This window comes from Janthinobacterium sp. UMAB-56, assembly GCF_900095265.1.
In the GTDB taxonomy this organism is placed as follows: domain Bacteria; phylum Pseudomonadota; class Gammaproteobacteria; order Burkholderiales; family Burkholderiaceae_D; genus Janthinobacterium.
Genome location: NZ_LT607665.1, coordinates 39093 through 62662, shown reverse-complemented (window position 1 = coordinate 62662; position 23570 = coordinate 39093). Strand labels below are relative to the sequence as shown.

Genomic DNA, 23570 nt, shown 5'->3' with positions numbered 1-23570 from the left:
CGCCGCAAACGGCTGCAAAAAAGGGCGCCGCAGCGCCCTTTGCAAGCGGAGGGCGAGCGCCGCTTAATTCATCAATTCCTTGATGACTTTCACGGGCGCGCTGCCGTAGCTGAGGAATTGTTCGTGGAAATCCTTCAGCACGAACTTGCTGCCCAGCGCTTGCTTGCGCTGTTCGCGCAAGTCCATGATTTCGCTGTAGCCGCTGAAATAGCTGGTCAGTTGCACCGAGCTTAGCTGCACGCGGCGCCATTTTTCCGTCGCTTCACGCTTGGTCTGGAAGGCTTGGCGCGTCAGCAGGTCGAGTGCTTGCTCTTGCGTCATGCCCAGCACATGCACGCTGTAGTCGAGGATGGTGTTGGTGACGCTGCGCAAATTCCACTTCGAATACATCAGCCACATTTCCGGCGCGTTATTGCCATAGCCCGATTCGAGCATCATGCGTTCGCCATACACGGCCCAGCCTTCGATCATGGCGCCATTGCCGAAGATGGACTTGACCAGCGACGGCGACTTGTTGGCATACACCAGCTGCGTGTAGTGGCCGGGGATGGCTTCGTGGATGTTCAGGATCTGCAAGATCCAGTGGTTGTACTCGCGCAAGCTGCTTTCCGCCTGTTCCGGCGTTTCGCCATCGAGTGGCGTCACGTTGTAATAAGTGCGGTCATGCGGGCGGTACGGGCCGGGCGCCTCGATGCTGGCGCCGGCCACGCCGCGCTGGTAAGCGGGCGTTTCACGCACGACCAGGGGCTTTTTCGGATCCATCGTCAGCAGATTGTGGCTGCTCACCCATTCCTGCAATTCTGGGATCTGGCGGCGGATTTCCGGCACGAAGTCGGCGGCCGCCACGTGATTGCTGGACAGCTTGTCGATTACCATGCCGATCTTCGCCGTGCGATCCGCCGGCTTGGCCGTGGCGCCCATGGTTTTCAGCCACAGTTCGTCGGACAGGCTATCCATGTGCTCGAGCAGCTTTTCGCGCGCCGCCAGGGCTTTCTGGTACATCTGCTCGGCGCTTACGCTGGCCTGGATATCGTAGGCGAATTTCTGCTCATATAAATCCTTGCCGATGCGGAAGGAACGCGCATTGCCGTTCTGCGCCAGCGCGGCATCCTGTTCCGTCAGCCAGGCCGCGTAGCCTTGCACGGCTGTGCGGGCTGCAGCGATGCGCGCGTTGTACAGCTGTTTTTCCGTCGGCGTCAGTATGGAGCCCTGTGCCGTCTTGTTCAGGTCGTCAAGCACGCTGAGCACGCCGGCGCTCTGGGCGATGGCCAGCTGCGTGTGTTCGCGCGTGGGATGATTGATACTGGCACGCGCGGCCGCATAGTATTGCGGCACGGTGGCGATACGCTTGAGCAAGGTGCGCAGGCGCTGCGGCTGGGACGCGTATTCCGTGTTCAGAATGAAGTCGATGGAACCGGCCACGTTGTACAGGGCGGGATTCCATTCGAATTCGCGGAAGGTGGTCAGGTACCAGCGGTCCGATTGCAGTTTATTCGTCAGCAAGGCCAGGTCGGTGCGTTGCTTGTCCGACATTTTGCCGGCATTGAGCTTGTCGAACTTGCCCAGCCATTCGTCGATGAAGGCCAACTGCTTCTGGCGACTGGCCGCGTCGGGAATGCTCAGGTAGGCGGCACGGTCATACTTGCCGACCGAAATCGCGCTTTCCGGATCCAGGCGCCACAGGGCCATGAGGAACTGGCCGCTGAGGTTATTCATGGAACGGTCGCTGCTGTTCTCGCTGGCGACGGCGGCGACCGTGGCTGCCGTGGCGGCGCTGACGACGGTCGCCTTCCTGGCGACGGTTTTTTTCTTGCTGCTGCTCGTAGCCTTGCCATGCTTCTGCGGCTTCTTGGCGGCGCTGGCCGGTGTCAGGGTAAAGGCCATCATCAATGCGGCGAGCGCAACTTTATTTCTTATCAGCATAGTTTATCTCTTGAATATTTTGTTGTTTGCTATTATCTTAAAATAATAAACTGATAATATAGGTAACAAACAACTATTGAAAGGTTGGCTTTGCTTGCCAGGGCGGCCAAAGATTAGCATTAATTGCCGCGCTTGCGCAGTTTTTTGCCGCCCGTCCGCCGGGCTAGACGACGATGGCGCTGCCGCGCAGCATTTCCTGATGGCGCGCATTGATGGCCGCCACGGCATCCTTGCCGCGCGCCATGCCGGTGGCGTGGATTTCGATGTCTTGCGTGTAGCGCTGGCTGACGCGCACCGTATAGGACTGGAACAGCCAGCTCCAGAAGTTGGTTTCATACACGGCTTCGTCCATGTCGCGCCATTTGACGCCCGTGAGTTTCTTTTTCCATGGCAAGATGCCGGATGCCAGCCACACGCCCGCCTCATCAATGTACAGCTGATAGCTGCGTATCGTCAGCAGGCGGTAGCCGACGATCAGGGCCGAGCCGATCAGCACGACGAAAGCGGCGCGCGCGTTGTACTTGAAGGCCAGCGGCAGGGCCGCAAAGAACAGCAGCACGGCAATGAGGAAGGTGCTGACGTAGGCGGTCCAGGATTTGCCGCACAAAAAGGTGGCGCGCTGGCCGGCGCTGGTGGCGATATAGTCGGTCATGGCATGGGAGAGAAACAGGGAAAAACGATCATCGCATGGAACCTGGACTCCCGTTCATTTTTTCAAGCTCATTTCTTCAACCCTTCCTGCAGCATGCCCAGCATGTCATTGGCCGACATGCGCGCGGCAGCATCGCTGCCTTCCAATAAACTGTCGGCCAGGTCGCGCTTGTGCTGGTGCAATTCGACGATGCCTTCCTCGATCGTGTGCTTCGCCACCAGGCGGTAAATGGTGACGGGGCGCAATTGCCCCATGCGGTGGGCGCGATCCGAGGCCTGGTCTTCCACGGCCGGGTTCCACCACGGGTCCATGTGGATCACGTAATCGGCCGCCGTCAGGTTGATGCCCATGCCGCCCGCCTTCAGGCTGATCAGGAAGACATCGCCTTGGCCCGCCTGGAAGGCGTCGACCCGGCGCTTGCGCTCCTGCATGCTAGTACTGCCGTCGAGGTACTGGTAGCTGACGCCATGCTGCTCCAGGTGCTGGCGGATGAGGGTCAAATGGTCGACGAACTGGCTGAAGACGAGCACCTTGTGGCGGTTTTCCAGCAAGCCCGACAGCAGTTGGGCGAAGGCCGCCAGCTTGCTGCTGGCCAGGCCCAGTTCTGGCGCCACCAGTTGCGGATTGCAGCAGGCGCGGCGCAGTTTCATGATTTCCGCCAGGATCTGGATGGCTTTCTTGGACGCCGGCCCTTCCACCATGGCCAGCTTTTCCAGCGCTTCACGGCGCAGGGATTCGTACAGCGCCGTTTCTTGCGGCGACAGTTCCACTTCCAGCACGATTTCCGTGCGCGACGGCAATTCCGACAGCACTTGCGTCTTCGTGCGGCGCAAGATGAAGGGCGCGATCAGGCGGCGCAAACGCAGACGCGCGCCTGCCGCCGCCCGTTTGTCCTGATCCTTTTCGATGGGCCCGGCAAAGCGCAGGTTGAACTGGTCTAGGGTGCCCAGCAAACCCGGGTTGATGAAGCGGAACAGGTTCCATAATTCACCCAGGTGGTTTTCCAGCGGCGTGCCGCTGGCCACCATGCGGAAATCCCCTTGCAAGGCCATCACGGCTTGCGAGCGCTTGGTGGCGCCATTCTTGATCGCTTGCGCTTCGTCGAGCACGATCGTATGCCAGCGCACGCCGGCAAACAGGCTCGCTTCCTGCTGCAGCAAGCCATAGCTGGCCACCACTACGTCGAAGGGCTGCAATTTTTCCAGCATGTCGGCGCGGTCGCCGCTGCCGAACAGTTTGACCTTCAAGGTGGGCGCGAAGCGCTGCGCTTCGCTGATCCAGTTCATGCACACGGACGTGGGCGCGACGACGAGAGTGGGGCCGTTCGGCGCGCGCGCCAGGATCAGTGCCAGCGCCTGCAAGGTTTTACCTAAACCCATGTCGTCGGCCAGGCAGGCGCCGACGCCCCAGTGCGCCAAGCGCGCCAGCCACTGGTAGCCGGCCAGCTGGTAGTCGCGCAAGTCCGCCTGCAGGGTGCTGGGCAGTTGCGGTTGATAGTCGTCGAGGGCGCGCAGGCGCAGCAAGTGTTCGCGCCACAATTTGTCGGCCTTCACGCCGCCTGCTTCGTTGGCCAGCTCTTCCAGCGCAAACGCGGCCAGCGGGTGGATGTGCACGCCATCGGCATGCGCCTCGCCATACGCGGCCAGCTCGGACAGGCGCCGGTGCAATTCGTCGCTGAGGGCCAGGAACTGATTGTCCCCCAGGGCCACGAAGCGGCTCTTATTGTTTTGCATCAAATCGAGCAGGGCGCGCAAATCCATCACCTTGTCTTCATCGATCTGCACTTCGCCGCTGGCGGCAAACCAGTCCTTTTCACTCTTGATGTTCAAGCGCATCTGGCCGCTGTCGATGCGTTTCGACACGCGCATGGTTTCGCCTTCGGGCCAGGCCAGCACGATGCCGTTTGGCGCCAGCGCCTGCAATTCCACCAGCAGTTGCAGGCCCAGGGCAGGCTGGCCCAGCAGCCACTCGCCATGCTCTTCTTGCGCTTCTTCCAGCACCAGGCAACGACCGATGAGCTGGCGCTGCGCTTCGCGTTCTGCGTTGAGGTCGCGCCGCGCTTGCACGGCCCGGCCCGCCACATCGGCAAACACGCTTTCGGCGCCGCTGCCCGGTGCGTAATAGGCACCGTTGTCGAGCAGCGGGCGGACTAAAATCTGCATTTTCAAGCCCTGCTGATAGGGTAGCAAATGCACGTGCAGGCGGTGGTCGGCCGTGATCACTTCGGCGTCGCCGGTGCCGCCACCGATGTCGGATTGCACGGTGACCATCGACGAGATGGCGCCTATTGCCTGCATCACCTGTTTTTCCGCGTGCAGGGGCACGGACAGACCCAGGCCCACGATGGCGCCGATGCGCCGGTGCTCGTCGAGGATGTGCACCACGCGCAAGCGCGTCGGCGTCTCGCGCTGCACCACCACATTGCTGCCGTTGTCGGGCAGAGGCGGCTGCATGCCCAGCCACAGCTGCCCCTCGTGCGACTTGATCAGCAGTTCCGGCGCGCCGGCGATCAGTTCCACGCGCGTGTCCGGATGGTCGAGCCAGAACACCAGCGGGTGACCCACCAGCAAGACGGCGGCCTTGTCCAGCTCGATTTCATAGCGTGGTGCCGACGAATAGTACTGTTTGAATGGCGCGATGCTGCCCGCCGCGCGGGCGTCTTGCGGCGTGAGAAAATCGATGTCGCCCGCCTCTTCGGCCAGGCGCTTCAAGCCCATGGCGCGGCCCTTGCTCCAGCCGCCGCGCGCGTCGCGCTTCTGTTCCCGTACTTCCACGGCCGTCAAGCCAAAGCGCGGGTCGAATGCCACCAGCCACACCAGCCGCGAGACGCTGCCCAAGGCTTCGGCCGGGGCGCCCTGCTGCAGGTTGATGAGCGCGCTCAGCTGGCGCTGCCACGCTTCCTGGCGCTCGAACCACGGTGCCATGTCCGTCAAGCCGTGTTGCGCCCGCTTGGCCGTCGCATAGCGCTCCTGCTGCGGCTCGCCCATCAAGCCCAGCAAGCCGGCCGCCTGCGCCGCGATCAGATCGTAGCCGGCCGCATCGGCTTGCTGCACCAGCGCTCGCAGCTGCTCCTTGCGTTCGCTCAATTGCGGTAGCGCCAGCCAGTAGTACAGCAAGGCCTGGAACAGCTGTGCCTGCAGTCCCGTTTCCCAGCTGCGCGTGGGGATGCTTTCGGCCAGCTGCACGCCGGCGCGCACCAGGCGCAAGGTGTTGAGCTGCTGGTAGACGATGCTGTCGTGGTTCGGCTGCGCGTGCAGGGCGATATCGAGGTAGCTCTCCGCGTTTTTCAGCAGCTTGGCGTCATTGCCGCGCAGCAGGGCCAGCACGTACAGGTGGCCGCCGATGCCCGTGAAGCACAGCTTGCGCTTGCCCGCTTCCTTGCGCAATCCTTTCAGGGCCGTTTCAAAGCCTGCCACGGCGTGTGCATGTTCGCCGCGCAACAGGGCGATGCTGCTGTCGACAAACAGCGCCTGCGGCCCCTGCTGGCCCGCCAGGTAGCGCGCGGCCGCGTCGAGTTCGCCGCACAGCAGCGCGTCTTCGGCCAGGGCCAGCGGCAGGTTAGCGCCGAGATGGTCGCCGGCCGCCGCCTGGCGCGCGTGGTGGTCGCGCGCGTAGGCGCGGATGGCGAGCGCCGTGGCCGGCTCGCGCGGCGCGTTGCCCAGCAGCACGGCGAGGATGTCGTCCTGCAGTTGCGGCATGACGAAAGACAGCATCTCCGGCGCGAACGGCCGGCCGAAAATTTCGATCAGCGGATGCAGCTGCTGCGCTTCATAGCACGCCATGCAAGCGGCCAGGATGGCAGCCACGTGGCGCACCTCGTCATTGCGCAGCAGGGCGATGCGCAAGCGTGCCACGCCTTGCCGGTAGCTGCGCAATTCCACATAGCCATCCCAGTTGCGCCGCACGGGATTGATCAGCTCGATGGCCTGGCACAGGTCGCGAAACACCAGGTGCTCGATGGCCGCGCGCATGGCGGGCCAGCGCAGCCTGGCTTCGCAGGCGTAGCCCCGTCCCACCACTTCGGACGCCAGCGCGCGCCGCGTCAAATGCTGCAGCATGCCCGTGACGGTGAGCAGGGCGAACGGCGTGCCGTCCGGCTCGACGACATTGGCGCGCTGCAAGTGTTCATACACGGCATGCTTGCCCACCGGTTCACCCGCGATGGCCAGCAAGGCCAGGATCATCTGGTCGTGCTGCTCCAGGGCGGCAAATTCGTCTAGCAGTTGCTGGTCGGAATGCGTGTCACTCATGCGGGCAAATTGGCGATATGCACGGCAGGCTCGCCGGGCGCCACGGGCAGGCCGAATACGCGCTGGTAGAAATACAGTTCCGCGTCCAGCGTACGCACGATGTTTTCCGCCTTGCGGAAGCCGTGTCCTTCGCCCTCGAGCGGCACGTAAGCGACCGGTACGCCGCGCGCCTGCAGGGCGTCGACCATCAGCTGCGACTGCTGCGGCGGCACCACCTTGTCGTCCAGGCCCTGGAAGAAAATCATGGGGCGCGACAATTTGTCCGTGTGATGGATGGGCGAGCGTTCACGGTACAGCGCTTCGGCTTGTGGCTGCGAGGCGATCAGGTAGTCGGTGTAACGCGATTCGAACTTGTGCGAATCGTTGTCCAGGCCCTTCAGGTCGGATACGCCATAGTAACTGGCGCCCGCCTTGAAGACGTCGTGGAAGGTCAGCGCGCACAGGGTCGTCAGGCCGCCGGCGCTGCCGCCGCGAACGATCAGGCGTTCCGGGTCGGCCAGGCCATTGCTTGCCAGGTAGCGCGCGCCGGCGATGCAGTCTTCCACGTCGACGATGCCCCACTGTCCGCGCAGCGCGTCGCGGTATTCGCGGCCGAAGCCGCTGCTGCCGCCATAGTTGACGTCGAGTACGCCGATGCCGCGGCTGGTCCAGTACTGCGTCGCCAGTTTCAAGGTATTGCTGGCCATGCTGGTGGGACCGCCATGGCTGATGACGATGACGGGCGGCAGGGTTCCTGCCGGCGCCTGTACGTCGCCGTTGGTGGGCGGATAAAAGAAGGCGTACGCCGTGCGGCCATTGCTGCTAGGAAAACGCAAGCTGCGCGGCACGGACAGGTAGTCGAGCGCGGGCAAGTGGGCGATCGACTGCGCCAGCACTTCCAGCTCATGGTTCGACAAATCGATGCGCGCCAGTTCCAGCGCAATCGTGGGACTGCCACCCAGCAGCGCGACGAAGCCGGGTCCCACGCGCAGTTCGCGGATTTCCTGGTACGGGTGCGGAATCGGCTCGAGCTTGGCCGCCGCCACGTTCAATTGCGCCAGGTAGCTGATGCCGGCCTGGATATACGTGCAGACGATCTCATCGTCGGAAATAAAACCGTACATGCTACCGCCGAAGGTCCAGTGCGGCGTGGCAAATTCCGCTTCCATCGGGCATAGCGCTTCGACGTCGGCGCCGTGCAGGCGGTACAGATTCCACCAGCCGCTGCTGTCGGAAACGAAGTGCAGCAAGCCGCCCGGCGACCATTCCGGCTGGCAAATCGACTCGCGTGCGCCGCCGGCGATCAGGCGCGGCGAACCGAGGCTACCGTCCGCCTGTACGTCGGCCAGCCACAGTTCCGTGCCTTGCCACGGCAGGCGTGGGTGATCCCAGCTGATCCAGGCCAACTGGCTGCCGTCCGGCGACAAGCGCGGCGCTGCATAAAAATCGTGGCCGCGCGCCAGCACCGTTTCACGCCCATCGAAGCCGACGGCGGCCAGGCTGTTTTCCGGATGGGCATGACCTTCTTCCGGATGCTGCTCGCGCACGGCGATCAGGCGGGAACGGGCCGCATCGACGACGAAGTCCGCATGGCGCGTGCTGCCGCCCTTGGTGAACGCTTCGGACACGCCGTCGCCGTTCACGCGGTACAGGCAGTTGTCGGCGAAATGCGAGAAATACACGGTATCGCCGGCGACGGCATACGCGCCGCCGCCGTATTCATGCACGCGGGTGCGCACATTGAAGGGAGCCGGCGTCAGTTCATCGACACGCGCGCCGCGCTGGCGCAGCAGGGTATTGCGGCCCGCTTCGCTGGCGCGCCCGGCCAGCCAGAGCACATCGTTCCCATCCGCACCGCCCAGGGCCAGCTGCGTCAGTGGCGAGGCGCCAGCGGCGACGACGGCCGCGCTGATCGGCGATGGCCAGATGCCATAAGGGGTGCTGGATGCGGTCGAGGTCATGCGGGCTCCGTGTAGTGAGGGGATCAAGGGCCGCCAGGCAGGGTCAGGGCGCGCGGCGACGTGCATCATCATAATGGAAGGGCAGGCACAACGAAAGTCATCGCTGTGCGTGGCAAATGCTGCAAAGCGGCACCTGAATCAATGAAATGGCGGCCATTGGGTGCGATAATACCGCTTCTCCAAGCTCGATTGCCTGCCATGCCACAATTTGCTCCGCTCCAGAATGATACTTTCCTGCGCGCCCTGCTGCGCCAGCCGACCGAGCACACGCCCGTCTGGCTGATGCGCCAGGCGGGCCGCTACCTGCCCGAATACCGCGCCACGCGCGAGCGGGCCGGCTCTTTCCTCGGCCTGGCAAAGAATCCCGATTACGCCACGGAAGTGACCTTGCAGCCTCTGGAGCGTTTCCCGCTCGACGCGGCCATCCTGTTTTCCGACATCCTGACTGTGCCTGACGCCATGGGCCTGGGCCTGTATTTCGCCGATGGCGAAGGCCCGAAGTTCGAGCGCCCGCTGCGCACCGAGCAGGATGTCAAGGCACTGCAAGTGCCGGACCTGGAGTCGCTCGACTACGTCTTCAAGGCTGTCACGCAAATCCGCACGGAACTCAACGGCCGTGTGCCGCTGATCGGTTTTTCCGGCAGCCCGTGGACGCTGGCGTGTTACATGGTGGAAGGCGGCGGCTCGAAAGAGTTCCATACCATCAAGAAGATGCTGTACAACCGCCCTGACCTGATGCACCACATTCTGGCCATCAACGCTACCTCGGTGGCGCAGTACCTGAATGCGCAGATCGATGCCGGCGCGCAAGCCGTGATGATTTTTGATTCCTGGGGCGGTGCGCTGGCCGATGGCGCCTACCAGGAATTCTCGCTGGCCTACATGCAGCAAGTGGTGGCGCAGCTGAAGCGCGACAAGGATGGCGTCAAGATTCCCGCCATCGTGTTTACCAAGGGCGGCGGCCAGTGGATCGAGCAGATCGCCGACATCGGCGCCGATGCCGTGGGCCTGGACTGGACCGTCAACCTGACGCGCGCGCGCCAGCTGGTAGGACATAAAGTGGGCTTGCAGGGCAATCTCGACCCTGCCATCCTGTTCGCCAGCCCGGAACAGATCCGCGCCGAAGTGGCCAAGGTCCTGAATGCTTTCGGCGCGCCGTCGGCAGGCACGGGCCACGTATTCAACCTGGGCCATGGTATTTCCCAGTTCACGCCGCCGGAATCGGTGGCAGCCATGGTGGAAGCCGTGCACAGCATGAGCCGCGCCATGCGCAGCGGCCAGTAAGCAAGCGCATCCCCCTGGCACAGGGGCAGAAAAGGCAGGCTCTCCAGCGGAAGCCTGCCTTTTTCTTTGCTGCACCGTAGCAAGAAAATACCGACTTATGCACAATTTTTTTTGCTGCGGAAATAAGAGGCAGTCGAAAAGCCATGCCCGGGGATGTTGTGCAAGTGCTTGATTATTAAGAAGTAAAAAATGCCTCGCTCGTCGGACTTTGTTGCAATTGATAAGGTTATTCTTCCGTTTGCCAGCCTTATTCCTTCATTGTCCACAAAGTTATCAACAGATTCTGTGGATAAAATTGAAAAGTAATTAGTTAACCGATACTTAGCGCAAATGTTCAGGTTTTACCTGAAGTGTATGTTGCAGTGCATGAACATTGAACAATGTTTCGCCGTTCGCCAGGCAAAAGCGAACGCCTGCCCGGTAATTGACAGCTTGGCTGTATGTCGTTGGTGTTTTTCCGCATATGGCGCCTCAAAATGGTGCTGATTTCTGTATAAAAAAAATACAAATGCTTCAGTTATGCACAGCGGCGGAAACGCCCCGCAGATTTGCGGCTTCCCGGGCATCAATTTTTAAGTCATTGATTTTAAATACTTAATTTTTATTGCATAGCCCTCTTGACGGCGATCAAAATTTTCTATCCAGATTTTTCTGAAAGTTAATTTTGCTTTGTCCACAAAGTTATCCACAGACATTCTCAAGCTGGGTGCTGTTTCTTTGCCTGGGTAAAGGAGTGCAGATTTTCCGGTAGACAAACACTAGTTCCCTGCGTACACTTGTTGATTGCAAAGAAAGCAATTTTGTATATTTGTGCACAGTGGCAAGCGTAACGCTGTGCCCTGCCTTGATGAAATCCCTTGGTACGGAGGTGCGGTGAAGGACGAAAACGCATTCAGCGTGCAGTTGACGAGCGATACCGCCGATGCTGCCATGGTGTGCGGCATCCGCCTCTTGCTGGCCGTGTTTGCCGTCGTCATCTGCGCTGTCAATCCGGGCGGCAATGTGCATCTGAGCGACGTGGGCACGGTGGTGTGTGGCGCATATGCGCTGCACAGCGCGGCATTATTTGCCCTCATGCAAATTCGCCTGTCCAGCATGCCGGGCAAGGCCATCTACTGGTATGACGTGGGCTGGTTCGGCCTGATCGTCTACTACAGCGGCAGCAGCAATGGCTATGTGTTCCTGCTGTTCTTTTTCGCCATCCTGGCCGCCTCGTTTCAATTCGGCTTTCGCGAAGGCTCGCGCGTGACCCTGATGTCGGCCGCCGCCTTGATGCTGGTGGCTATGCTGGCGGAAACGCCCGAGCAGCGCTGGCATTTGCTGTGGTGTACCAGCTTCCTGCTGGCGCTGGGCCACCTGATCGCCTACTGGGGCGGCATGGGCCTGCAGCAGAAACGCCGCCTGGCCCTGTTGCGCGACGTCAGCCGCCTCTCGAATCCCCGTTTCGGCATCAACCATTCGCTCTCGTCCGTCCTGGAAAAAACCCGCGTCTTCTTTCGCGCCAGCAGCTGTATTCTGGTGCTGCAGGATGGCGACTCCGAAAAATGGCTGCTGCGCACGGCGACTGCGGCCAATGCGGGTACCTCGATCGAACCGGTGCGCCTGTGCGCGAGCGCCATGCCGGCCCTGCTGGCCTTCGCCCCGGAGCACAGCGTGCTGCACGTGCGCCCGCGCCTGAAGTGGTGGCTGTGGATGGGTGGCACGCGCGTGCTGGGACGCGGTTGCCGCAAGTGGCGGCGTTTCGGCGGCGATGCGGGTGAGCGCCTGGTGGAGCTGCTCGAAGCGCGCGCCTTCGTCAGCGCCTCCTTGCGCTTGCGCAAGGGGCAGGGACGCGTGTACCTGATGTCGGCGCGGCACGGCTTCAGCAAGGCCGATGCGCTCTTTCTCAAGCATATCGTGGCGCAAGTGTTTCCCATGATGGAAAACATCGAATTGCTGGACCGGCTGGCATCCGAAGCGGGGCAGCGCGAAAGGCAGAAAATCGCCTGCGACTTGCATGACAGTACCTTGCAACCCTATATCGGCTTGCGCCACGGCATCAGTGCCGTGCGCCAGGCGGCCGCGCCCGACAATCCCCTCATCGACGACCTCGACAAACTGCTGGCGATGGCCACCGAAGTGGTGGGCGACATGCGCCACTTCGTCAAGAACCTTAACAGCGGGCAGTTGCGCAAGGAACCCGAATTGCTGTTGGCCTTGCGGCGCCAGGCGGAACAGGTACGCCAGTTTTACGACATCGATATCACCCTGCGCGTCTCGCCCGCCATCGAAGTGAGCGACCGCCTGGCGGCCGAAGTGTTCCAGATCGTCAGCGAAGGCATCAGCAATATCCGCAAGCATACGCGCGCGCGGCATGGCACGATCGACGTCGATTGCAGCAATGGCTGGCTGCAGATCCTGATTGAAAACGAGGGCGACGGCATGCCGGCCCCGACTTTCACGCCATCGTCGATCGCCACGCGCACGACGGCGTTGGGCGGGCGCTTGCTGGTCAAGCGCCCCGGTGATGGCGGCACCTCGCTGCAGATTGCGATTCCCCTGTGATGCCGGCAGCGAGCGTGCCCGCGTACGCGCGGCAGGCGATACGCGTGATGCTGGTCGACGACCACAAGACCATGTTGTGGGGACTGGAAAAGCTGATCGAAGGCACGCCGGAAATGTCGCTGGTGGGCTCGGCGGGCGATGCCGAGACGGCGCTGGCGATGGCCGCCTCGCAGCAGCCGCATGTGATCGTGCTGGACCTGGATCTGGGTGGCTCGTGTTCCACCGATATTCTGCCTCAGCTGCTGGCCGGTGGCGGCACGCGGGCGCTGGTGCTGAGCGGCACGCGCAGCCAGGAATTGCTGGGCAAGGCCGTGCGTGCCGGTGCGCGAGGCGTACTGGGCAAGGAAGCGCCGGCCGAGCTGCTGCTGCATGTGATCCGCAAGGTGCACCTGGGCGAACTGTGGATCGAGCAGACCCTGCTCGGCTCCCTGCTCGGCGAGTTGCTGGCGCCCAGGGCACCGCCGCCGAGCAATCCCGAAGAGGCGCGCATCGCCAGCCTGACGGCCAAGGAGCGCAAGATCGTCGGTATGGTCGTCGACGGCAATGGCGCGTTGAACAAAGACCTGGCGCAGCGCGCCTTCATCGCCGAACACACCTTGCGCAACCACCTCAGTTCGATCTATCACAAGCTGGGCGTCAGCAACCGACTGGAGCTGTATGTGTATGCCACGCGCCACAAACTGGGGTGACCGCTACTCCGCGATGGCCACCCGCGAGCCCTGGTAGGCGTCGTTATACACGGGCTTGATAAATTCCGACAACATGCCGCCCGTAAACGACATCGTATCGGCGATCAGCATCAGGTAGGGCTTGCCCTTGAGGCCGCCGCTACCCACCAGGTCCAGCGCCGACGACGGGAAATACAGGGTGCCGGCCAGTTCGCCGCTGACGCCGCCCGTGATCTCGTTCTTGCCCGTGACCTTGTCGCGGTCGCCATAGAAGAGGATGCCAGCCATGGGGCCCGTCTCGGGCGCCGCTAGCTTGAGCACGCCGCTGCCGCGGATGTTCACGGGGCCTTGCGTATAGAAGGCCACGCCGTCGCCATGCAGGTTGACGGCGCCGTCAACCGTGAAGCCACCCTTGAGCACATAGATACCCGGCGCAAAATTGATGGTCATGCCACCGGACAGGTTGATGCCGCCAGGATACAGGCCTGGCTGCAAGGTGTGCGTGCCCGTGCCCGTCAGCTTGCCGTTCGCTTGCGTGGCGCCGCCCGTAGGCGGCTTCAGGCGCGCCAGCGGGTCCAGGCGCGCCGCCTGGCCGACCTGCGGCGTGGGCAGGAAGGCGCTGCCGCCATCGTGCCGGTAGCTGGGCGCCTGCACGCCGATGCTGTCGGCCCGGATGGTCATGGCGCCGCTGGCCGTCAGAGTATTGGCCGCGCTGCCGTTGACGAAAATCGAGCAGTGTTCGCCGGTGATTTCGCCGGCCCCCGTGACTGTCATCGCGTCGCTGACGTTCTTGCTGTTGAGGGCCAGGAAACAGGTGGCGTCGGGCCGCGCGCCGGCCACCGCGCGGGCCTGCACCTCGACCGTACGGAAGCCGAACAAGCCCATGAAATGCGTAGGCACGGCTTGCGCCAGCTGCACCTCCACATAGCCGGGGCGCGCCGCATGGGCGCCGGCAAGGGGCGGCAAGTGGACGCTGGTGGCGCTGGCAGCGAAGCCGTTCAGGGCCGCATCCTGCTTGCCCGCAGCGACGATGTCGGCCAGGCTGGCCTGGCGCTGCACTTCCAGCGCGGCCGAGATGGCGCCCGCATCGGCCGCCGTCTGCATGCGCCGCTTGACGAGATATAGATTGCCGCTGTCGCCGGCCAGGCCGGCAAAGCCGATCAGCAGAGGCAGCAGCAGTGCCGTGGCGACAGGAATGCTGCCGCGCTGGCGGTGGCGGTAACGCAGGGATGGGGACAGGCGCATGAAATACCTCGGTTCGGCGGAGTGGGGAATGTCATTGGGAAATCATCATGCTGGCGGAACTGCGCAGCGGAATGCTGAGCGAGCCGACCATGGCGCTGACGGGATGGAAGCGGTAGCTGGCGCTGACGGTGACGATGCTGCCGGGGGCGTTGTCGCCGTTGTCCCAGCTGACTTCGATGGCGTCGAAGCGCAGGCCGACGGCGTAGGCTTCCACCCGCTGCTGTATCAGGTCGCGCGCGCGCGCGCGGCTATAGCGGCCATCGGTATTGCCCAGCACGCTGCCATAGCGCGCGCCTTCGCGGCTGGCCTGCGACAGGGTGTTGTAGTTCCATACCGCCAGCGCCAGGTTGACGATGGCAAACGTGAGCAACAACAATATTGACAGAGTGAGGGCAAATTCGACGGCGAAGGAGCCGCGCTGGCGGATGGGATGCATGGCGTGATCGTTTCTTTCTGGAGGGCGCCTAGCGCAGGCGCGCCGTGGCGCTCTGCTGCAGCCGCAGCGGCGCCGCGAATGCGGGCAGCAGGGGCGAGACGGCATCGGCCAGCACGTAGCTGGTGCGCACTTCAACATAGGTCCACGGTGCGCTGGCATAGCCGGGACACTTGCCGTTGCCGGCATACGGGCTGCCGTCGGCGCAGCGCTGGCGTATCGTCACTTCGGGCATAGCCATGCCGGGCGCGTCGTGCAGGGCGTCGTGGTGCGCGGCGGCGGCGATACGCGCCGTGTCCTGCGTCTGGCTGGCCTGCGCGAACTGCACGCCGGCGCGCGCCGCGCTGACCAGGGCCATCTGCAGGTAGTACAGCCGGCTCATGCCCGCGATGCCGAGGAAAATCAGCAACAGCACGGGCATCAGCAGGGCCAGTTCGACGGCCGCCACGCCCTCCTGTCGGGCCGGTGTGCGGGCCTTAGCTGGCATTGCGCAGGGCCGGCAGCAACAGGCGGTAGATTTGCAGGAAGGCTGGACCCATCAGCACCACCAGCAGCGCAGGAAAGATAAAGAAAATCAGGGGAAACAGCAGTTTCAGGGCGATCTTCGCCGCCTGTTCTTCCGCCCCCTGGCGCCGCTTGGTGCGCAATTGCGCGGACTGCACGCGCAGCGCCGCGCCGATGCCAGTGCCGAAGCGTTCGGCCTGGATCAGCATGGTGACCAAGGCGTCGACGTCTTCCACGCCCGTGCGCAAGGCCAGATTGCGCAAGGCTCTTTCCTTGTTGCTGCCGGCCCGCAGTTCCAGCGTGACGAGGGTGAGCTCTTCGCTCAGCACGGCGCTTTTTAGCACGATTTCCGCCGCCACGCGGGCCAGTGCCGCATCCATGCCGAGGCCCGCTTCGACGCACACCGTCATCAGGTCCAGCGCATCGGGAAAGTTCTCGAAAATGTCGCGCTGGCGCTGCTTGACCATGTGTGACAGCACCACGTTGGGCAGGTAGTAGCCGAGGGCCATGGCGATGAGCAGGCACAGCACCAGCGTGCTGCCGCCGAGTCTGGGGAAGGATTGATGCAGCAGGAAGAAAACCGCGGCCGGCAGGGCTAGCGCCAGGGTCGTCTTGGCGGCGAAGAACAGCAGCGGCGCGGCGTTCGAGCGCAGGCCCGCATGCATGAAGCGGCTGCGCAGCGGCGAGCCTTCCCAGTTCTCGGCGGGCAAGGACAATTTGCCCAGCGGTACGGCCAGGCGCAGCAGGCGCGCCAGCCAGCGCCTGCCGCCTGCCTTGCGGCCTGGCGCCTGCTGGTCGGCCAGCGCGGCCAGGCGCGATTGCAGAGTAGACGAGGCGAATGGGCGCAGCAGCAACAGCATGGCGCCGAAGGCGGCGCAAAAGGTCAGCGCCAGAAACAGTAATTGCAGAAAACTCATGAGCAACCTTTCGGGAAAAAACTCAGATGCGGATGTGCGTTACCTTGCGGATCACCAAAATGCCCAGTGCCATCATCACGCCGGATGTGAGCAGCATCTTGCGGCCGGCGCTGTCGAGGTACAGCAGGCTGAGGAAATCGGGACTGCTCAGCTGCATCATCAGCGCCACGGCAAACGGCATCAGTCCCAGGATCCAGGCTGACATGCGGCCCTCGGCCGACAGTACGCGGATTTGTCCCAGCAGTTTCAGGCGGTCGCGGATGATGGCACTGATGCTGCCCAGCAACTCGGCCAGGTTCCCGCCCGTCTCGCGCTGGATCAGCACGGCCACGACAAAGTAGCGCAAGTCGGTGCTGGGCACGCGGCTGGCCAGGTTGCCTAAAGCGTCGCTCATGGCCACGCCAAAATTGACTTCATCGAAGACGGCGCGAAATTCGCTGCCCAGCGGTGCCGGCATTTCATCGCCAACCATTTTCAGGGCCGTGGGAAAGGCATGGCCGGCGCGCATGGCGCGGCCCATCAGGTCCAGCGCGTCAGGCAATTGCTGTTCGATGCGTTTGAGCCGCTGCTGCTGCGCGCGGCGCAAGTGCAGCAGGGGCAGCGCGCCTGCCAGCGCCCCCAGGCCCGCCAGCAAGGACAGGGGCAGTCCCATTAGCGCGGCCAGCAGCTGGCCGCCCAGCAGGGCGGTCAGGCACCAGCCCAGCAGCTGGGCCACCGTTTGCTGGCGTCCCGCCTGCAATAGCAGGCGGTCCAGCACAGCCGCCGGCGGCAGCGCCTGCAGCAGGCGCTGCAACAGGGGGTGGCGGGCCAGCAGGCGCTGCTTGCTGATCGACAGGGCGGGACGGTGGTCGGCGCTACCTATGCTGGCATTGCGCACGCGCTGGGCCACGCGCCCGGGAGCGCGGTTGCGCATGCCGTGCCAGATCAGGTAGGCGCCGCTGGCCAGCAGCAGCGCGGCGCTGAAGACCAGGGCGGCGAAAAGGAGCAGGGAAGCCATCTTAAAGTCCCTGCCGGGTCGGTTCGAACAGCTGGGCCGGCACCGTGATGCCGAAGGTATGCAGGCGTTCGAGGAAGCGCGGCCGTATGCCCGTCGAGGAAAAATGGCCGAGCACGGTGCCGCCATCGCCTATGCCCGTCTGGCGGAAGCTGAAGATTTCCTGCATGGTGATCATGTCGCCTTCCATGCCCGTGATTTCCTGGATAGAGGTGACCTTGCGCTTGCCGTCGGTCAGGCGCGACACTTGAACCACGACGCTGACGGCCGAGCTGATCTGCTGGCGCATGGCCTTGCTGGGCAGGCTGGCGGCCGCCATGCTGATCATGTTTTCCAGCCGCGTGATGGCATCGCGCGGGGTATTGGCGTGGATGGTGGCCATCGACCCCTCGTGGCCCGTGTTCATGGCACCGAGCATGTCGAGCGCCTCGCCGCCGCGCACCTCGCCCAGGATGATACGGTCGGGGCGCATGCGCAGCGCGTTGCGCACCAGCGCGCGCTGCGTCACCTCGTCCTTGCCCTCGATATTCGGCGGGCGCGTTTCCAGGCGCACCACGTGCGGCTGCTGCAGTTGCAGTTCGGCCGCGTCTTCCACCGTGACGATGCGCTCGGTGGCGCCGATGAAGCCGGAAATGACGTTGAGCATGGTGGTCTTGCCGCTGCCCGTGCCGCCCGAGATCAGGATGTTGATCTTCGCCTTGCCCAGGCCTTGCAGGATTTCCGCCATGCCCGCCGTCATGCTGTCGTAGGCCACCAGGTCGGCCAGGCGCAGCGGGTCGGCCGAGAAGCGCCGGATCGACATCACGGGGCCGTCGATGGCCAGCGGCGGGATGATGGCGTTCACGCGCGAGCCATCCGGCAGGCGCGCATCGACCATGGGGCTCGATTCGTCGATGCGGCGGCCCACGCGCGAGACGATCTTGTCGATGATCTTCATCAAATGCGCGTCGTCGCTGAAGCACACGTCCGTCAGTTCCAGCTTGCCGCGCCGCTCCACGTACACGCGTTTGTGGGTGTTGACGAGGATGTCGGACACAGTGGGGTCGGCCAGCAGCAATTCCAGCGGGCCGAAGCCCAGCATTTCATGCTGGATGTCGCGCGTCAGGTTCTTGCGTTCGAGGTCGTTGATGACCACGGCTTCTTCTTCCAGCAGGCGTTCGACCAGCAGGCGCAGCTGTTCGCGCACCTGCTCGGGCGAGATGCGCTGCAGGTTTTCCAGGTCGACCCGGTCGAGCAGTATGGCGTGGATGCGCTGCTTGAGCAACTGGTAGGCGCGGTTGTCGATGGTGCCCGCGCGCAAGTGCGTGTGCAACTGGCCCAGGCGTTCGCGGATCGGGATGGTGACTGCGTTCATGGTGTCGTCCTTGCTCAGGCGCGGCGCAGCAGGCGGCCCAGCCAGCCATCCTGCGCGGCGATGGGGGCCGCGCCGCTCAGGCGCCGGGCGAATTCCTGCAGTGCCCGCGTGATGGGACTGGTGGGGGCCAGCTGCAGCACGGGGATGCCCTGGTTGACGGAGGCCGCCGCCGCTTCATAGTGGTTGGGCACGGTCATGTAGACATCGCTGCCGTAGGCCGTCACCAGGTCGTACACGCTGATCTCACTGCCCTTGTCGTGACGGTTGACGAGCAGGTGAATTTTTTCCATCGGATAGTCGAGCGAGTGAAAGACATCGAGCAGGCGCTTGCCGTCGCGGATATACGGCAAGGTGGTTTGCAGCACGGGGAAAATCATGTCGGCTTGGTCCAGCGCGCGGATGCTGATCGCGTCCAGGCTGCGGCCGATGTCGAGCACGATGAAGTCATAGTGCTGGCGCGCCAGCCTGAGGATGGCCTCCACGTGCTCCGGTTTCACGTCGTTGGCCAGCGTGGGGTCGTCCGGCGCGGCCAGCACGCCATAGTTGGGCAGTATGTTGAGCATGCTCGACGCCAAAAAGGAGGGATCGAGGCGGTGGATCTGCTGCGCCACGTCGGCCAAGGTGGCCAGCGGTTTCTGGTCGGATACAAACAGCGAGGCGTCGCCGAACTGCAGATTCATGTCGATCAGCACCACGCGGCTGTCGCCCTGCGCTGCCAGCGCATAGGCCAGGTTAGTGGCCAGGAACGTGGCGCCGCTGCCGCCCTTGCACGAGATAAAGGCCAGCAGCTTGCCGTTGGCGTCGCTGCGCCGCTGCAGCTTTTCCTCGATGCGTTCGATGGCCTGGTACAGGCAGCCTGGCGGGGCCGGATAATCGATCACCTCGCGCACGCCGGCGCGCATGGCTTGCAGCAGGAAGTCCGGCGTGTGATGGCGGCACAGCAGGATGAAGGCGATGCGCGGGTGCTGGTTGCCCAGCCGTTCCAGGTTATCGAGGTCGCCGGCTTCGATACTCGGCTGGTCGACGATCACCACGTCCGGCGAGCTGGCCACGGGCAATCTTTTCAGGGGGCCGGCCAGGGTGTCGACCTGGTGCGCGGGATTGCGGCTGCGCAAAAGCGCGACGATGCCGGCCAGGCTTTTTTCATCTCTTGAGTTGACGGTGATTTGCACGGTAAGCCCTCCCTAGCGCTTGCTGACGCCGATGGTCAGGGCCTGCGTCGATGCCGGTGGGGTCTGGAACGATTCCTGGTAGTGCTGGTAGGCAGCCACGCCGGCGCGGCCATCGATGCCGCCGCCGGCGGCCAGGCGGGCTTGCTGACGCGCGGCGGCGTCGGGCTGCAGCACTTGCTGCGCCTGCGTCTGCCGCACGCTATGGCCGAACTGGCTGTCGAGCCGCGGTGTCTGCTGCACGCAGCCGCCCAGCGCCGCGATGGCGGTCAGCACGAAAAGAAGGCGGGGAAAATCAATCATGTTGCTGCTCCGGTTGTGTTGCCGCTGCTGCCGTGGCGGGCGGCGGTGTTCCTTCCATTTTTCCGCGTATGAAAAATTCCGCGCGCGAGGGTTCCACGTAGCCATCCGTGGGCAGGGGCGGTACGGCCGGCAGCGGTTTGACCAGGTGCGGCGTGACGATGAAGACCAACTCGCTGCGGTCGCTCTGAAAGTCGCTGCTGCGGAACAGCGCGCCCAGCACGGGGATCTCGCCCAGCATGGGCAGGGCCTTGATATTCGTCGTTACATTGTTCTTGATCAAGCCGCCGATGGCGAAGCTCTGGCCATCGAACAACTGCACCGTGGTCGCTGCGCGCCGCGTGGTGAACGAGGGCAGCAAGGCGGTGGCATTCGTGCCGCCCGCGCTCAGGCCGATGCCGTCCTTGTTCAGTTCGGAAACTTCGGGTGCTACCCTCAGATTGATGCGTCCGCCATCTAGCACGGTGGGCGTGAATTTGACGGCCACGCCATATTCTTTTTCTTCCAGGGTGATGGTGGGCGTGCCGCCATTGTTGCTCTGGCTGACGGGAATGAAGACCTTGCCGCCGGCCAGGAAACTGGCTTCCTGGCCGCTGATGGCCATGATGGTCGGTTCGGCCAGGATCTTCACGAGGCCGTCGCGCTTTTGCGCGTCGATGCTGACGAAGTTGCCATTCTTCTTGTTGAACGCCTCGATCAGGCTGCGGTTGCCGCTGAGCAGGTTCGACAGCAGGGAGTGCGTCCAGTTGCCGACTTGCACATTGACGCCCAGGCTGGCGCCCAGTTGGTCGACCAGGCTCTTCGACACTTCGGCGATCTTCACTTCCAGCATCACTTGCTGGGGCGCGGCGATGGCTAGCATATTGATCACCTTGATGCCGGCCACGGGGCTGGCGGCAGCGCTGCCGCCGCTGGCGCGCTCGGCATACGATTGCGCCAGCGCCACGATCTGGCTGGCCTTGACGGTGTCGGCCACGGTGCCCGACAAGAGCAGGGTGTCGGCCGCGCCGTGGATGGCGATCTGCGTCTCGTCGGGGAACAATTGTTGCAGCTGCTGGCGCAGCGCACCCGTGTCGATGGCGACGCCGAGGTCGATGATGGAGGCTTGTTTGGCCCGGTCCCACAGGATCAGATTGGTGGCGCCGGGACGCTTGCCCAGCAGGTAGACTTCATTGGCATTGAGCAGGATGACGTCGGCGATGGCGGTATCGCCGACGGCCAGGCGGCTGGCCGCGAATGGCAGGTGCAGCAGTTGCGATTTGCCGGCCGACAGGTTGATCAGGCGCGGCAGCGTGGCGGCCGGCGCGGGCGTGGCCGAGGGGGCTGCCGCGTGCTGTACCTTGGCCGTCGTCTTGGCCGCCTTGGCGGCCGTAGCCGCCTGGCCCGGCAACAGGCTGGCCGCCAGGACCAGCAGCAAGGCCGGGCGTTTCAATGGATGTGTCAATTGCTTCCCCAATCAGTGCTTGAAATCGTTCTTGGAATGGCCATCAGAATTGCTGTGCGCTACGCTCCAGGCCCTTGATGACTTCGATGCGCTCGCTGGCCGCGCGCGCCGGCGGCGCGACGGCGCGCCTGACGACGGCCACGGCTGGCTTGGCGGGCGCTTTGAGGTCGAGCAGGCTGGCGCGGGTGGCGCCGTCCGTATTGACGGGCTGGTCTTCGATCTGGTTGCGCAGTACCAGCGACAAGGTGCCCACGCTGCGCGCCAGGTCCAGCTTTTCCGCCTGCTCCGGCGTCAGTTCCAGGGTCACCGCGTTGACCACCTTGGGCTTGGTATCGTCGCGGCTCGATTCCTGGGCGATGGCCAGCACGAGTATGCGTTCGAGCACGATCTTGGAAATGGCCGCATCGTTGGCTTGCGTGCGTTTCTTTTCCGCTTCGTCCTGGGTATTGACCAGCACATCGACAAAGTTGCCGGGCAGGGCGAAGCCGGCCACGCCCACCACGTCGTTGACGCGTACCGTCATGGCGCGCTTGCCGTCGCCCAGGGCGGCGGACAGGCCACCCACCGTACCGACGGGCGCGAGCTTGCTTTCCAAAACAGGTTCGCCGCGGCCGATATTGCTGCGCGCAACCCTGGCCTCCAGCAGCTTGGCGTCGCTGATGGCGCCCGGCGGCAAGGCGCTGGCTGGCCAGTCCACCAGCGTGATCATCTCGGGCGCCAGGCGCGCGCCCAGGTTGATGTCGGCGCTGGCGACGGCTACCTTGCTGCTGTTGGGCGCCGTTTGTGCGTTGATCCAGCGCAACGCTACCAGGACGGCGGCCAGGGCCACCACGAAGGCCAGCACGATGAGCGCGATGGCGCGGGTATGTCTCATGAAAAGCTCCAGAAAAAGGACAGCAGGGTGCCGGCGGCAATGGCGATCGCATACGGCAGCCTGCCGCTGGCGGCCTGGGGCGCATCGAGCCGGGCATTGCCGCCGCTGACGCCGCGCAGCAGGCTGTAGAACAGCATGCGGTAGCTATTTCCGAGGACCTGGCGCAGCACGCCCGTGCAGGCGGCCACCAGCAGGGACAGCACGCCACCCGCCAGCAGGGTCAGCAAGGTGGCCGACATCAGTTGCTGCGGCCCCATGAAGGCACCCACCATGGCCATCAGCTTGACGTCGCCGGCGCCCAGCGCGCGCAGCATGTACATGGGCAGCAGCAGGGCCAGTCCCAGCGCCAGTCCGGCCAGCGCGGCCGGCACGCCCAGGCCACCGCCGGCCGGCGTCAGCACGGCATGCAGCAGCAGGGCCGCCAGCGCGCCGCCAAAGACCAGGCCATTCGGGATGCGGCGGCTGCGCACGTCATGCCAGACGGCGCAGGCCAGCAGGGCGCACAGCAGCAAGGTGGGGAGGGTGATCGAAAGAAAGGCAGTCATCGATGTACGTGGGCCGAGTGAGAATGGCAAGATGGCGTGGCCATCGTGCCGGCAGTGAAAGTGCAGCGGGTTGATGCCAGCCGTGGACGGGCCGGCATCGAGCGCGATGACTAGGCTTGGAAAATGACGGAAATCAAGGCTTCGGCGGCGTCGTCAGGTTGGTGCCGATAGTGGTGAAGGCCTTCTGGATATCCTTGCCGAGAGCGGTGACGCCGACGACCAGCGCGGTGGCGATCAGCGCGGCGATCAGCGCATATTCAATAGCCGTGACACCGTCTTCGTTACGAATGAAATTTTTGATAGCTTGCATGATGTTTCCCTTGTTGAGGTGGTGGGGTAGGTCGTCGTTGCCAGCCAAAACGCAGGGCAGGCGGACTGCGTGCGCGAGCGGTTTCGGCAGGCTGGCATTGCTTTTATTGCTACAAAATTGCCGAAGCGCTCACTATAGTCTCGGCCGTCTGGACAGGCATCACACAAAGGTCACTTTCGGCTTGGTACAATCGGCCCCTTTTTGCCTGGCCTGCACAGGA

General features: G+C 63.7%; 21 protein-coding genes. 4 read left to right on the top strand and 17 right to left on the bottom strand.

Annotated features, from left to right (window positions below; translation table 11 throughout):
* Positions 1–63 precede the first annotated feature (63 nt).
* Positions 64–1716: a DUF885 domain-containing protein gene (locus K0F85_RS22155; RefSeq protein ID WP_306985641.1), complete on the bottom strand. Its 1653-nt coding sequence runs from the start codon at positions 1714–1716 to the stop codon at positions 64–66.
* On the opposite strand from K0F85_RS22155, the gene K0F85_RS29150 reads away from it, so the two are divergent.
* A complete protein-coding gene (locus K0F85_RS29150; protein WP_306985638.1) occupies positions 1715–1969 on the top strand; it encodes a hypothetical protein in 255 nt (84 codons plus the stop codon). The genes K0F85_RS22155 and K0F85_RS29150 overlap by 2 nt on opposite strands.
* Positions 1970–2086: 117 nt before the next feature.
* On the opposite strand, the gene K0F85_RS22150 is transcribed toward K0F85_RS29150, so the two are convergent.
* From K0F85_RS22150 to K0F85_RS22140, 3 genes are all read right to left on the bottom strand, one after another.
* The gene (locus tag K0F85_RS22150) at positions 2087–2575 is read right to left on the bottom strand and encodes a hypothetical protein (RefSeq protein WP_219118094.1); all 489 of its coding nucleotides are present in this window, start codon (positions 2573–2575) and stop codon (positions 2087–2089) included.
* Between the two features lie 68 nt (positions 2576–2643).
* Complete coding sequence (locus tag K0F85_RS22145; protein ID WP_219118093.1) at positions 2644–6825, bottom strand: DEAD/DEAH box helicase; 4182 nt, start codon at positions 6823–6825, stop codon at positions 2644–2646.
* Entirely contained in the window at positions 6822–8765 is a 1944-nt protein-coding gene (locus K0F85_RS22140; protein WP_219118092.1) for a S9 family peptidase, read from the bottom strand. Before K0F85_RS22140 ends, K0F85_RS22145 begins: the two co-directional genes overlap by 4 nt.
* Positions 8766–8963: 198 nt before the next feature.
* Here K0F85_RS22140 and hemE point away from each other — a divergent pair, with 198 nt between their 5' ends.
* Positions 8964–10049 (top strand): uroporphyrinogen decarboxylase, encoded by a 1086-nt coding sequence (hemE, locus tag K0F85_RS22135; protein ID WP_071075009.1) that lies wholly within the window; start codon positions 8964–8966, stop codon positions 10047–10049.
* Between the two features lie 572 nt (positions 10050–10621).
* On the opposite strand, the gene K0F85_RS22130 is transcribed toward hemE, so the two are convergent.
* Entirely contained in the window at positions 10622–10804 is a 183-nt protein-coding gene (locus K0F85_RS22130) for a hypothetical protein (protein ID WP_219118091.1), read from the bottom strand.
* Between the two features lie 118 nt (positions 10805–10922).
* Here K0F85_RS22130 and K0F85_RS22125 point away from each other — a divergent pair, with 118 nt between their 5' ends.
* Both K0F85_RS22125 and K0F85_RS22120 read left to right on the top strand, forming a co-directional pair.
* Complete coding sequence (locus K0F85_RS22125) at positions 10923–12593, top strand: sensor histidine kinase (RefSeq protein WP_219118090.1); 1671 nt, start codon at positions 10923–10925, stop codon at positions 12591–12593.
* Complete coding sequence (locus tag K0F85_RS22120; protein ID WP_257572966.1) at positions 12593–13282, top strand: response regulator transcription factor; 690 nt, start codon at positions 12593–12595, stop codon at positions 13280–13282. Before K0F85_RS22125 ends, K0F85_RS22120 begins: the two co-directional genes overlap by 1 nt.
* Before the next feature lie 3 nt (positions 13283–13285).
* Here K0F85_RS22120 and K0F85_RS22115 read toward each other — a convergent pair whose 3' ends face one another.
* The 12 genes from K0F85_RS22115 to K0F85_RS22060 form a co-directional block, all read right to left on the bottom strand.
* On the bottom strand, positions 13286–14506 hold the full coding sequence (locus K0F85_RS22115) for a pilus assembly protein TadG-related protein (protein WP_219118089.1): 1221 nt from the start codon (positions 14504–14506) through the stop codon (positions 13286–13288).
* 31 nt (positions 14507–14537) lie between these two features.
* The gene (locus K0F85_RS22110) at positions 14538–14942 is read right to left on the bottom strand and encodes a TadE/TadG family type IV pilus assembly protein (protein WP_219118088.1); all 405 of its coding nucleotides are present in this window, start codon (positions 14940–14942) and stop codon (positions 14538–14540) included.
* Positions 14943–14970: 28 nt separating this feature from the next.
* Positions 14971–15426: a TadE/TadG family type IV pilus assembly protein gene (locus K0F85_RS22105; protein ID WP_219118087.1), complete on the bottom strand. Its 456-nt coding sequence runs from the start codon at positions 15424–15426 to the stop codon at positions 14971–14973.
* A complete protein-coding gene (locus tag K0F85_RS22100; protein ID WP_219118086.1) occupies positions 15416–16360 on the bottom strand; it encodes a type II secretion system F family protein in 945 nt (314 codons plus the stop codon). Before K0F85_RS22100 ends, K0F85_RS22105 begins: the two co-directional genes overlap by 11 nt.
* 22 nt (positions 16361–16382) lie before the next feature.
* Positions 16383–17357 carry a type II secretion system F family protein gene (locus K0F85_RS22095; protein WP_219118085.1) on the bottom strand — a complete coding sequence of 325 codons (975 nt, stop codon included), beginning with the start codon at positions 17355–17357 and terminating at the stop codon, positions 16383–16385.
* A gap of 1 nt (position 17358) precedes the next feature.
* Positions 17359–18708: a CpaF family protein gene (locus tag K0F85_RS22090; protein ID WP_219118084.1), complete on the bottom strand. Its 1350-nt coding sequence runs from the start codon at positions 18706–18708 to the stop codon at positions 17359–17361.
* Between the two features lie 14 nt (positions 18709–18722).
* The gene (locus tag K0F85_RS22085) at positions 18723–19880 is read right to left on the bottom strand and encodes an AAA family ATPase (RefSeq protein WP_219118083.1); all 1158 of its coding nucleotides are present in this window, start codon (positions 19878–19880) and stop codon (positions 18723–18725) included.
* Between the two features lie 12 nt (positions 19881–19892).
* A complete protein-coding gene (locus K0F85_RS22080) occupies positions 19893–20180 on the bottom strand; it encodes a hypothetical protein (RefSeq protein WP_219118082.1) in 288 nt (95 codons plus the stop codon).
* The gene (locus tag K0F85_RS22075) at positions 20173–21621 is read right to left on the bottom strand and encodes a type II and III secretion system protein family protein (protein ID WP_257572965.1); all 1449 of its coding nucleotides are present in this window, start codon (positions 21619–21621) and stop codon (positions 20173–20175) included. The genes K0F85_RS22080 and K0F85_RS22075 overlap by 8 nt, the downstream gene beginning before the upstream one ends.
* 43 nt (positions 21622–21664) lie before the next feature.
* Entirely contained in the window at positions 21665–22495 is an 831-nt protein-coding gene (cpaB, locus tag K0F85_RS22070) for a Flp pilus assembly protein CpaB (RefSeq protein WP_219118080.1), read from the bottom strand.
* Positions 22492–23040 (bottom strand): prepilin peptidase, encoded by a 549-nt coding sequence (locus K0F85_RS22065; protein ID WP_219118079.1) that lies wholly within the window; start codon positions 23038–23040, stop codon positions 22492–22494. The genes cpaB and K0F85_RS22065 overlap by 4 nt, the downstream gene beginning before the upstream one ends.
* 133 nt (positions 23041–23173) lie before the next feature.
* Positions 23174–23350, bottom strand: coding sequence for a Flp family type IVb pilin (locus K0F85_RS22060; protein WP_219118078.1), 177 nt, complete (start codon positions 23348–23350; stop codon positions 23174–23176).
* Positions 23351–23570: the final 220 nt, after the last annotated feature.